The sequence below is a fragment of the Desulfosporosinus sp. HMP52 genome, assembly GCF_000765145.1.
In the GTDB taxonomy this organism is placed as follows: Bacteria; Bacillota; Desulfitobacteriia; order Desulfitobacteriales; family Desulfitobacteriaceae; genus Desulfosporosinus.
Genome location: NZ_JMGA01000064.1, coordinates 1 through 11,424 on the forward strand (window position 1 = coordinate 1; position 11,424 = coordinate 11,424).

Annotated in this window: 10 protein-coding genes; 9 read left to right on the plus strand and 1 reads right to left on the minus strand. The window is 40.9% G+C overall.

The window, feature by feature from the left end; genetic code table 11:
- Positions 1 to 25 precede the first annotated feature (25 nt).
- Positions 26 to 361 (minus strand): hypothetical protein, encoded by a 336-nt coding sequence (locus DP73_RS23220; protein WP_128751450.1) that lies wholly within the window; start codon positions 359 to 361, stop codon positions 26 to 28.
- A 428-nt stretch (positions 362 to 789) separates the two neighbouring features.
- Here DP73_RS23220 and DP73_RS20185 point away from each other — a divergent pair, with 428 nt between their 5' ends.
- From DP73_RS20185 to DP73_RS20225, 9 genes are all read left to right on the plus strand, one after another.
- Positions 790 to 1,503, plus strand: coding sequence for an ATP-dependent Clp protease proteolytic subunit (locus DP73_RS20185; RefSeq protein WP_034602094.1), 714 nt, complete (start codon positions 790 to 792; stop codon positions 1,501 to 1,503).
- 340 nt (positions 1,504 to 1,843) lie between these two features.
- Positions 1,844 to 4,204: a DNA translocase FtsK gene (locus DP73_RS20190; protein ID WP_034602096.1), complete on the plus strand. Its 2,361-nt coding sequence runs from the start codon at positions 1,844 to 1,846 to the stop codon at positions 4,202 to 4,204.
- Positions 4,205 to 4,268: 64 nt separating this feature from the next.
- Complete coding sequence (mnmH, locus tag DP73_RS20195; RefSeq protein WP_034602098.1) at positions 4,269 to 5,330, plus strand: tRNA 2-selenouridine(34) synthase MnmH; 1,062 nt, start codon at positions 4,269 to 4,271, stop codon at positions 5,328 to 5,330.
- Positions 5,287 to 6,072, plus strand: a complete 786-nt coding sequence (locus tag DP73_RS20200) for a DUF3388 domain-containing protein (RefSeq protein ID WP_034602100.1) — start codon at positions 5,287 to 5,289, stop codon at positions 6,070 to 6,072. Before mnmH ends, DP73_RS20200 begins: the two co-directional genes overlap by 44 nt.
- 25 nt (positions 6,073 to 6,097) lie before the next feature.
- Positions 6,098 to 6,862 carry a helix-turn-helix domain-containing protein gene (locus DP73_RS20205; RefSeq protein WP_034602101.1) on the plus strand — a complete coding sequence of 255 codons (765 nt, stop codon included), beginning with the start codon at positions 6,098 to 6,100 and terminating at the stop codon, positions 6,860 to 6,862.
- A 23-nt stretch (positions 6,863 to 6,885) separates the two neighbouring features.
- A complete protein-coding gene (locus tag DP73_RS20210; RefSeq protein WP_034602103.1) occupies positions 6,886 to 7,377 on the plus strand; it encodes a YajQ family cyclic di-GMP-binding protein in 492 nt (163 codons plus the stop codon).
- Between the two features lie 250 nt (positions 7,378 to 7,627).
- On the plus strand, positions 7,628 to 8,416 hold the full coding sequence (gene motA / locus DP73_RS20215) for a flagellar motor stator protein MotA (protein WP_034602104.1): 789 nt from the start codon (positions 7,628 to 7,630) through the stop codon (positions 8,414 to 8,416).
- Positions 8,403 to 9,188: a flagellar motor protein MotB gene (locus DP73_RS20220; RefSeq protein ID WP_034602105.1), complete on the plus strand. Its 786-nt coding sequence runs from the start codon at positions 8,403 to 8,405 to the stop codon at positions 9,186 to 9,188. The genes motA and DP73_RS20220 overlap by 14 nt, the downstream gene beginning before the upstream one ends.
- Before the next feature lie 176 nt (positions 9,189 to 9,364).
- A complete protein-coding gene (locus DP73_RS20225) occupies positions 9,365 to 11,413 on the plus strand; it encodes a YgiQ family radical SAM protein (RefSeq protein ID WP_034602106.1) in 2,049 nt (682 codons plus the stop codon).
- Positions 11,414 to 11,424 lie beyond the last annotated feature (11 nt).

An 11,424-nucleotide genomic window follows, 5' to 3' on the forward strand; every position in this document is an offset into this window, starting at 1 on the left:
TCTAACGAGGTAGTTCTTTCTGTGTCTAATCATACTGTAAAATTGAGGTGTCTTGGGCACGAGGTTCCACCCGTTCGATCCACACTGCAGGAGAATGCGTTATGGGACGCAGTGTGGCGAAAAGCTCATCCGCTTTTCGTATACCGAACACGGAAGTTAAGAATCCACATTGCAGGGAGTATGCGTCACGAGTCGCAATGTGGCGAAAGGCTCGTCCGCCTTTCGTTCCAGGGCCAATGATACTTGGGGCATAGCCCCTGGGAAAGTAGGTTATTGCCAGGTAACAAGCGAAAGAACTATCTCTAACGAGGTAGTTCTTTCTGTGTCTAATCATACTGTAAAATTGAGGTGTCTTGGGCACGAGGTTCCACCCGTTCGATCCACACTGCAGGAGTCTGCGTTATGGCGAAAAGCTCGTCCACTTTTCGTATCGCCAGGTAACAAGCGGAAGAAAGACTATCTAACGAGGTAGTCCTTCTGTGCTTTTAATACTGATACGAAACGTAATTAGGAAAAAATCTGGGGGTCGGGGTTCCATCCGTTTGGGGTGATGGCAAACAAAACGTCCCCTTGCCACAATTGAGGGCCTAGATGTTTATCGGAACTTATTGAAGCCCACGTGAACAGATATGTTCACTTTTAGGGCGAATATTATTTGCGCCGATGAAGATGTATTATTTAATGAAAAACCTCCATAATAAAAGAGAACCGCATAGTAGCAATTTCATGTAGTTATAGTAGGTATAAGATACTTGAAAGGTTCTTAACTTAGAGAAGGGGGTTTCATGGGTGCTATCTAATGAAACGGCTTTACCTGAAGAAGATAAAAATGAATCCTTATCAAACCTGAAGGAATTAGGACAGATTCAAATCCCTAGTGTATCTGAACGGATATATTGTTTGCCAATTATTGGACAAATTGAAGGGCATCAAATTCTGCCTGCCCAATCCAAGACGACAAAGTATGAACATATTATTCCGCAACTGTTGGCTGTTGAGCAAAACCCCAATACTGAAGGGATACTTGTGATTCTAAATACTGCCGGTGGAGATGTGGAAGCTGGATTAGCGATTGCAGAAATGCTCAATAGCTTAAGTAAACCATCTGTATCATTGGTTCTGGGCGGTGGTCATAGTATTGGGATTCCTATTGCTGTAAGTTGTACAAAAAGCTTCATTGCTCCAACAGGAACAATGACTGTTCACCCCATTAGGTATACGGGATTAGTTATTAATGGTCACCAACAGTTTGAGTACCTTCGGAAAATGCAAGAACGTATTAATCAATTTATTTATTCTCATTCCAAGATAACTCCTGATAAACTAGAAAAGTTCATGTTCACTACAGGAGATTTAGCTCAAGATATTGGGACAATCCTAATTGGACAAGAAGCGGTTGACGCCGGATTGATCCAAGCAGTTGGTGGAGTGAAAGAAGCTTTTAGAGAACTAAATAGCTTAATCCCTTCGAGATCTGAAGAAATAAACAATAACCCAGAATAAAGCAGCGAAAGCTGCTTTTTCTATTTTATTTCAAAATAACTGGTATGATGTTTCATAGTCATAAGTGCTGAAAGGCTATGCCTACGTTAGAGGGTGCCTTCCCGCCATCTAAGAGGATAGGGATACCTGGGTCATTACGTCCGGCACTTGGTTTAGGAATTTTTTTGAATTAATCGTTGGAATTAAGGGTTTGGTTTTAGAGATTTATAATTCTATTTCATGAAAGAAACAGGAATATTCTCTCCCGTGTGGAATTAAATAGAGTTAGGACAAACTTATCTGTAATCTACAAAGTCGTATTCTAAGTTGTTAAATTATTGATGTTTGGGGGACTGGTTCATTGGCGAGGGCTAAGAAACGCCGTACGGTAAATAAAAAGATTAATCTGAAAGTAAACTCTTTAAAAGAAACTATACGCAACGAAGTAATTGGAGTTTTTGTTGTGGGAATGGCCTGTTTGGGATTGGTCACAATTTTCTCGGATAAAAGTGGCGTAATCGGACTACAAATTAAACATATTCTTACCGTGTTAGCTGGCAATGGTCGGGTTACGATTCCCCTATTGGTTGGAGCGTGGGGTCTTGCGTTTATGAATAAACAAACTCCGCGTTTAGGATATAAGGCCTTAGGAGTAATTCTTTTATGGCTGGTTTTAGTTGGAATCCTGCACCTTCAGTTGCCAGATATCGAGGGCTTTTCTCCAGCTGAAATGATAGACGCAGGTATGCTGGGGCATGGTGGTGGGCTTTTTGGAGCAGGTATTGCGACAATCTTAAAAACAACCATAGGAATTCCAGGAAGTTATGTCGTCCTAATCATGACTTCGATAATGGGAGCTTTACTCATTACTAATCGTTCCCTGGTTCAAGGTGTACAAGAAGTCGGACTGGCTGGAAGAGAGTCTGGACAATGGATGAAAAATCAAATGGGTGATTTTATTGATGTCCTTAAAAATTCCAATATGGATGCAGTTGAGGGAAAAGAATACTCGGCTCAACCGGATTTAAAAGCTGTCAAAAACCCAACTAAAAAAAGTACAACTCTAAAAACAACTCGAGTTCTTGATCCTGATGTCGTGGAACGGCCACTGGTGATCAAAACCCTAGAAGACCATAATGAATCTTCTGAGGAAACCAAGACACCTCCTAAAGGGCAGATTGGATTTGAGAAAATGGCGAATCCAGCGCTTGAAAATACGATTATGCCTCCAGGAAAAGTGACAAGCACGCCTGTTTCTCGTCAGACTCGAGAAGACGGAAATTTTCAGCTTCCTCAAGTTATGCTGCTAAATAAATCTCTCAAAATTAAAAATCCCAGACTAAATAAGGACTTAGCAGATAACGTTAAGATTCTGGAAGAAACCTTAGGAAGTTTTGGTGTAAAAGTTAAAGTCACTCAGGTCACGCAAGGGCCGGCGATTACACGTTATGAGGCCCAACCTGCACCAGGCGTTAAAGTGAGTAAAATAACTAACTTAGCTGATGATATAGCACTAAGCCTGGCCTCTGCGGATGTAAGGATCGAGGCTCCAATTCCGGGAAAATCTGTGGTCGGTATCGAGGTGCCGAATAAGGAAATTTCTATGGTTCATTTCCGAGAAGTTCTAGAAACACCTGAATATCAAGAAACTACGAGTAAGCTGGCCTTATGTTTAGGTAAAGACATCACAGGAACCCCAGTGATAGCTGACTTGACTAAAATGCCTCATCTTCTCATTGCCGGGGCAACAGGTTCAGGAAAATCGGTATGTATCAACACTTTAATCCATAGTATCCTCTTCAATGCTCGTCCGGATGAAGTAAAGTTTTTGTTAGTGGATCCTAAAATGGTGGAATTGGCCAATTATAATGGAATTCCTCATTTAATAGCACCGGTTGTGACAGATCCCAGGAAGGCTGCAGGGGCTTTAAAGTGGATTGTTACGGAAATGGAAACTCGCTATGAGTTATTTGCGGCTGCGGGCGTCAGAGATATTGTCCGATATAATTTTCTGCGTTCTCAGGATAAAAATGACGAACATCCCCCCTTACCTTATGTTGTAGTGATCATAGACGAATTGGCAGATTTAATGATGGTTGCACCTGGTGATGTGGAGGATGCGATTTGTCGCTTAGCCCAAATGGCTCGTGCTGCAGGAATTCACTTAATCGTTGCTACCCAGAGACCGTCGGTTGATGTCATAACTGGTTTGATTAAAGCAAACATACCTTCGAGAATCGCCTTTGCAGTATCCTCCCAGACGGATTCAAGAACTATTTTGGATATGAATGGGGCAGAAAAACTATTAGGGCGTGGCGACATGCTTTACTATCCTATGGGTAATAGTAAGCCCCTTCGAGTGCAGGGATGTTATTTGGGTGATAAAGAGGTAGAAAATGTAGTTTCATTCTTACAAAACCAGGCGAAGCCCGAATATCAAGAAATACCAAACCTGGATATCGGAGATGTTAAGAAGGAAGAGATGGAGGATGAACTATTTTATCAAGCAGCCCAGCTTTTCATTGAAAGTGGAGCGGCTTCTGTTTCTCTTTTACAACGACGATTACGCATTGGATATACACGAGCAGCCCGTTTAATGGATTTTTTGGAAAGCAAAGGGGTTGTAGGTGGCTATGAAGGCTCTAAACCTCGGGAAGTGTTGATGACAAGGGGGCAGTTTGAGTTAAAACATGGTCAATGGAGTGATGAAATTGCTCCATAGTTGCATAATACTTCCTAAGGATTTATGATATTAAGTAAGTATATCGAACTGGAAGGAAGTAAAGATGATTAAGGAGATCAATGTCGAAGAACTACGAAACCTAGATAAACCGATTCTGATCGATGTGCGTTCAGAGGGAGAATATGCTGAGGCAACAATCCCAGGGGCTTTTAATATTCCTCTTTTTAATAACGAAGAACGTGCTGAAATAGGAACAACATATACTCAGACTTCACCGAGTTTGGCTAGAGAACTGGGTTTAAATATTGTTAGTCCCAAATTGCCAAGTTTAATAAATCAAGTTGGTGAACTTGCGAAAAAAGGCCCATTGGTTCTTTTTTGCTGGAGAGGCGGTATGCGGAGTAAGTCTATAGCGACTGTCGTAGATTTAATGGGTATCCCCATATATCGTCTGCAAGGCGGGTACAAAGCCTATCGCAACCAAGTTGTAGATTACTTTCAAAAGAAACTGCCCTTTCAGGTTGTCGTTCTTCGTGGAAATACGGGGGTAGGGAAGACGGAATTATTGAAACGTCTTCGAGCAGATGGATATCCAGCTATTGATTTAGAGAAACTTGCCAATAATCGAGGTTCGGTTTTTGGGGCAATGGGTTTAGGGGAACCTCCTTCCCAAAAAAAATTTGAAGGATTATTGTATGAAGAACTTGCATCATTAAGAGATTTTTCTTATATTATTGTAGAGTGCGAGAGCAAGCGTATTGGAAGAGTGTCTTTACCAGCAAGCTTCTATAACGAGATGCAAGAGGGTATCCAAATTCTTCAATACGATAACTTGGAAAATCGGGTTCAGCGTCTTATATTGGAGTATACCTCAGTGCCTAATGCGATCCAAGAGATTAGAATAGCCTTAGAAAGACTAATCAAGACCTTAGGGCATATCAAGGTTAACGAACTGAAGGCTTTGTTAGACATAAATTGTCTGGATAAATTTACTGAGTTATTACTTGTAGATTACTATGATAAGCTATATGCTTATCCTAATGAACCAAATTCTAAATATCTCTATTATATAAATTATGAAAAGCCTGAGAGGGCAATAAGGGAGTTGGAGTGCTATCTTGATGAGAAGGTGGCCCAACAAGGCGGAAAATTTACTGTATCTTGAATATGACATTCAGCAAAACAAACCAGGCTTGCTCGGCGCAGTGACAACACTGATAGGCATGCTCGGGCTAAATATTATAACTGTTACCGGAATAGAACCCAAAAGCCGAGGCCTTCTTTTAGAAACTCGTTCAGAGGGTAAAGTACAAGCATTACTTAATGCATTAAATGAAGTAGAGGCAATTAAAGTAACAGCCTTTCGACACCCTACATTGTTGGATCGGATTGCACTGCGTCACGGTAAACGTTTAGACATGGTCGAGGTAAACCCACCGACTTACCGTTTTGTTCGTGAAGAATTAGGTGTGCTGGTAGACTTTTTAGGAGATACTATAAAGGAAGGCGGAAATCAGGTTATTGGAATACGAGGCATGCCTCGTGTAGGTAAAACAGAAGCGGCAATTGCAGCTTGTGTCTATGCCAATAAACGCTGGATACTATTGTCCTCGACGATCATTCGGCAAGCCTTAAGAACAGAGTTATTACTTGAGGAATCAGTGAACAGTATTTTTCTGATTGATGGTATCACCAGTACAACCCGTGGTACTGATGCACATTGGGCCTTATTAGAGAAGACCTTACAAGAGCCTACATTAAAGATAATCGAACATCCTGATATATTTTTGCGGGATGGACGATTGAAAATTGACCTGGATTTTATCATTGAAATCCGCCATCATCAAGAAGATGTGATTTGTTTGGAGGATATCTCTATGAGTTTCACAGCATTCGACATGAGTTGAAAGGCATAGAAAGGGGGTTTTGGCAATGGCAGGAGTTGGACAAATGCTCCGGCTCGCTCGAGAAGAAAAGGAATGGAGCTTATTAGAAACTGAGGAAATCACAAAGATCCGTGTTCGCTACATTCAAGCACTTGAAGAAGAGGAATACGGAATACTCCCCGGAGCTACTTATGTAAAGGGATATTTGAGGACCTATGCTAAACAACTGGGTTTAAATCCAGATGAGGTAATTGAACTTTATAGTGATTTGATAAAGCCTGAAGTTGCACCTGTCATTGAATCACCAGACAGAATTGTTAAATCACGACCCTCGTGGGTGAGGCCGTTGATCATAGGGGGTATGGCACTAGTGGCAATAGCTTTAACTATAGGCATTAAAAGTCTGTACCATCCAGAGGGAACCCCAGACCCGACTTATAGTTCGACACCATTAATTAGTGCACCTGACCAAGAACCAACTGTACCCTCCCAAACTACACCAGAGTCACCAACTCCAAGCTCACCTCCGAGCGTAGTAGCCTCAGCACAGGATGGCTTAACTGCGCAACTGGTTTTCACCCAGGCTTGTTGGATTGAGATTAAAATAGATGGTCAGGCACCTTTTCAAGGCACCTTTGCAGCGGGAACCAGTAAAGAGGTTAAAGGAACTGATAAAATTGAGCTGGTTTCAATTGGCAACGCAGGAGGGGTTACCGTTACACTGAACGGTAAAGCTTTGCCCAGTTTAGGTAAACCAGGACAGGTTCTTCATAATTATGTTCTAACTAAAGATACTTTAAATCAACTCTAATAATCTTTAAAGGAGAGTTTATTTTGGCTAAAGATTCTTCATTTGATATTGTTTCTAAGGTGGATATTCCAGAAGTCACAAACGCAGTGAACCAGGCTCAAAAAGAGCTAGCGCAGCGTTTTGATTTCAAAAACAGCAAATCAACGATTTCCCTGGAGAGTGATAAAATCGTCTTAGTATCTGATGATGATTTTAAATTGACTAATGTCGTAGATATCCTTGAAAGTAAACTTGTTAAACGTGGGGTTTCTTTAAGAGCCTTGGAATACGGAAAGATTCAACCTGCTGCCGGTGATACAGTTAAGCAAGAGGTTAAGTTAGTCCAAGGAATTGCCCAAGAAAAATCGAAGCTAATCCTCAAAGCATTAAAGGATAGTAAAATTAAAGTTAATGCTTCTATTCAAGGTGAAGATATTCGAGTGTCCGGCAAGAATAAAGATGATTTACAGGCAGCAATAGCTCTTCTTCGTAAAGAGGATTTTGGATTAGAATTACAGTTTATAAATTTTCGATAAAAGGTATAGGCCTGTTTTGTGTACTATATAAGCCCTTTCAGGAATCTAATTAAGAGGTTCCATAATAAAATGCTTGGCAAAATCGCCAAGCATTTTATTGTCTTTAAAATAGTTCAACCTTTTAGCTTTATATTTTGAATTCATAATTTAATGGGTTTTTTTTTATTTCTTTCTAAGAATTTTAAAGGAATTTGTCGAACCGATATTGAATAATAATCTACTATTCGATAAAAGAAAGGACAAATTTAGCATGGAAAAATCAACGTATATTGGTTTGGTACTCGCAGTCATTGCCGTAGGCGTAGGAATGGTTTTGAAAGGCGCCAGCCTTTCATCTTTAGTAAACCCGGCAGCGATTTTAATTATTTTTGTAGGAACCGCAGCAACTATATTTATCGGCTTTCCACTAGATGAATTAAAAGCAGTTCCCAAATTATTTAAGATTTTGTTTACTTCCCAAGTATTAATCTCAAGAAGTGACTTAATCAATCAAATTGGGGAATGGGCAACTGTCAGCAGACGAGAGGGATTGTTATCACTAGAAAGTAAGGCTGAGGAGATTGAAGACGAGTTTTTGAGAAATGGAATGCGCATGGTTATCGATGGCAACGACCCGGAATTTATTCGAGAAGTGCTTATGGAGAATATCTCGGCCATGGAGGATCGTCATAGACAAGGGGCACTTATCTTTACCCAAGCAGGAACCTACGCACCGACTCTAGGGGTTCTAGGGGCAGTTGTTGGTTTGATTGCAGCCTTAGGTAATCTTAACGAAGTAGAAAAATTAGGTCATTTAATTTCTGCAGCATTCGTTGCAACTTTGCTGGGGATTTTTTCCGGTTATGTTTTGTGGCATCCTATGGCCAATAAATTAAAGCAAAAATCCAAAAAAGAAACCCAAATCAAGATGATGATGGCAGAGGGCCTTTTAGCGATTCAGGCCGGTGAACCAGTATTATCCATTAACCAAAGATTAGCGGTCTTCCTCACCCCAAGTGAGCGTCAAGTAATGGAGGGAGAAAAAGGTGAAAAAGCATAAGAAAGAGCATCATGAAGAACATATTGATGAGACATGGTTGATTCCTTATGCGGACTTATTAACCTTATTGTTGGCTTTGTTTATTATCTTATTTGCATCTAGTCAGGTCGACGAAAAAAAGTACGCCCAGATTATGGCGGGCTTAAATAGCGCTTTTAATGGCGGAGTGAACATTTTTGAAGCGTCTGATTCCATTAATTTGGATGATATGTCTCCGAATGATGTCGCAAGCTTGCAGCAGAAGGGTACTGGTCAAAATCAAGCCTTAAAAGATATGATCAATAAAGAGACAAATGACATGGAAGCCATTAAGAAAAATCTCGATACATTTATTGCAGAAAATGGATTGACTATGCAGCTTCAAACCAAGCTTACCAGTGATATGTTAAAAATCACAATCCAAGACCATGCCTTATTTGATTCAGGAAAGGCAATAGTAAAACCAGAGGCACAAAAGCTGGCTTCAGTTATTTCAAACATGTTAAATATGTATCCTGACTACAAAGTAGAGGTTGCGGGGCATACTGATGATATTCCAATAAAAAACGCTGAATTCGATTCGAACTGGGATTTAAGCTCTAGACGATCCTTAAATTTCATGAAGTATCTGTTGCGATCTAATAACATTAACCAGGCTAGGTTTCGTTCTATCGGATATGGTGAGTACCAGCCCATTGACACAAATAAAACACCCGAAGGACGGGCTAAAAATCGTCGGGTTGAGGTAAACATAATTCGTAATACTATAGAAGCTAAAACTATTGTCCCCTAAACAGGCCAAGACCCCCACTTTTAACAAGTGGGGGTGATTTCTTCCTAAGCTTTAAGAGGGTATAGTCATATGCCTCCGCAGCAGTTCGCTGGACAAGACCTGAATAGGGTAGTATATTTACTAAAGACTTGTTGTTCAGCGTTAGCTGAGCAGGTTAACGATAGAAAGGTGAAACAATGCGCACACTAAACTTTTTGCCAATATGTAAAGCAGATATGGAGGCTTTAGGCTGGGATGAACTTGACTTTCTCTTAATTACCGGAGATGCCTATGTAGATCACCCTAGTTTTGGTATAGCTATCATTGCTCGTGTTTTAGAGAAAAAAGGGTTTCGGGTTGGAATTATAGCTCAACCTGATTGGAAAGATCTTGAAACATTTAAAGTAATGGGTAAGCCTCGTTTGGCCTGCTTGATTTCTGGCGGGAACCTGGATTCAATGGTTAATCATTATACTGCTGCTAAAAAGAAACGACACAAGGATGCTTATTCTCCAGGAGGAGCGTCCGGTCTTCGGCCCGATAGAGCGACGATTGTTTATTCTAATCGTGTAAGAGAGGCTCTGCCAGGTGTCCCTATAATTATTGGGGGTATTGAGGCTTCTCTCCGGCGCTTCGCCCATTATGACTATTGGAGTAATGAGGTTAGAAGATCCATTCTGCTGGATAGTCAGGCTGACTTGCTGGTTTTTGGGATGGGTGAGAAGCCCATTGTGGAAGTTGCTCAACGGCTGGATACAGGGGAACAAATTGAAAAGATAACCGATGTCAAGGGGACTATGGTACTACTTTCAGAGAGCCGTAAATTTCAAGAAGATACTTTGGTTCTGCCAAGCTTTGAAGAAGTCTCAAAGGACAAGAAAAAATACGCATCAGCTTTTTGGATACAATACAATCAGCAAGATCCTTTTACAGGAAAGCCAATGGTACAATCCCATGGTCGAAAAACTGTCTTGCAGAATAAACCCTCCATACCTTTGAATCAGGCAGAAATGGATGCAATTTATTCCTTGCCCTATACAGGAACTTATCACCCATCTTATACAGAGGCGGGGGGAGTACCGGCAATTGAAGAAGTAGAGTTCAGCTTGACTAGTGTAAGAGGATGTTTTGGATCTTGCTCTTTTTGTGCCTTGACGTTCCATCAAGGAAGAATCGTTCAAAGCAGAAGCGCTGAATCGATTATTCGGGAAGCAGAGAAAATGACTTGGAATTCTCGCTTTAAAGGTTATATTCATGATGTAGGTGGTCCGACAGCTAATTTTCGACGACCAGCTTGTAAGAAACAACTATCCAAGGGAGCCTGTTCCCATAGACAGTGTCTTTTTCCTGAACCGTGCTCAAAATTAGAGGTTGACCATGAGGAGTATATTGATCTTTTACGCCGCCTGCGCAGCTTGCCTAGAGTAAAAAAAGTTTTTGTCCGCTCAGGTATCCGCTATGATGCAGTGTTAGCGGACCGTAAATCAAAGTTTATTCGTGAACTTTGTGAGCATCATGTCAGTGGTCAATTAAAAGTTGCTCCAGAACATGTCAGTGACGAGGTTCTTAGATTCATGGGCAAACCGGGTAAGGGTGTTTACGAAGAGTTTGTTCAGGAGTTTCGTAAGGCCAATGAGAAGCTAGGGAAGCAACAATATTTAGTTCCATATTTAATGTCTTCACATCCTGGGAGCACAATTAAGGAAGCTGTTGAATTAGCTGAATATGTTCGGGATATGGGTGTAAATCCGGAGCAAGTCCAGGATTTTATTCCAACCCCGGGAACACTCTCAACTTGTATGTACTATACAGGCTTAGACCCTAAGACAATGACTCCAGTTTATATTCCTAGAAGTATGCATGAAAAAGCAATGCAGAGGGCATTGATTCAATATCGGAATCCTAAAAATCGAGGCTTGGTTGAAGAGGCTCTACGCTTAGCTCATCGGGAAGATCTAATTGGCTTTGGGCCAAAATGTTTAATTCGTCCCAGAAATTATGTTAAAGATGCTCAAAATGAGGCGGGTAGTAAAAAAGGTAAAAAGCCTACTAGACGGTCTGGTATGAAGAAAAAGGATCCATCTGCTAAAGAGGTACCGGGAAAATCTTCTTCTCATAAAGGGTCACCAGGGAATGCTAAAAAAAGTGTTGTAATTAAGTCCAATCGGGTTCAACCCCAAAGTAAACCCGAGGGCCCAAAGGATGTTAAACGAAAGAAACATGCCAGCCCAAAAAAGATCAAGTGATTCTTAGCTTC

Coding starts and splice junctions, on each gene's coding strand:
- mnmH (WP_034602098.1), top strand. CDS start 4,269: ATGATTAAGGAGATCAATGTCGAAGAACTACGAAACCTAGATAAACCG.
- DP73_RS20200 (WP_034602100.1), top strand. CDS start 5,287: ATGAGAAGGTGGCCCAACAAGGCGGAAAATTTACTGTATCTTGAATAT.
- DP73_RS20205 (WP_034602101.1), top strand. CDS start 6,098: ATGGCAGGAGTTGGACAAATGCTCCGGCTCGCTCGAGAAGAAAAGGAA.
- motA (WP_034602104.1), top strand. CDS start 7,628: ATGGAAAAATCAACGTATATTGGTTTGGTACTCGCAGTCATTGCCGTA.
- DP73_RS20225 (WP_034602106.1), top strand. CDS start 9,365: ATGCGCACACTAAACTTTTTGCCAATATGTAAAGCAGATATGGAGGCT.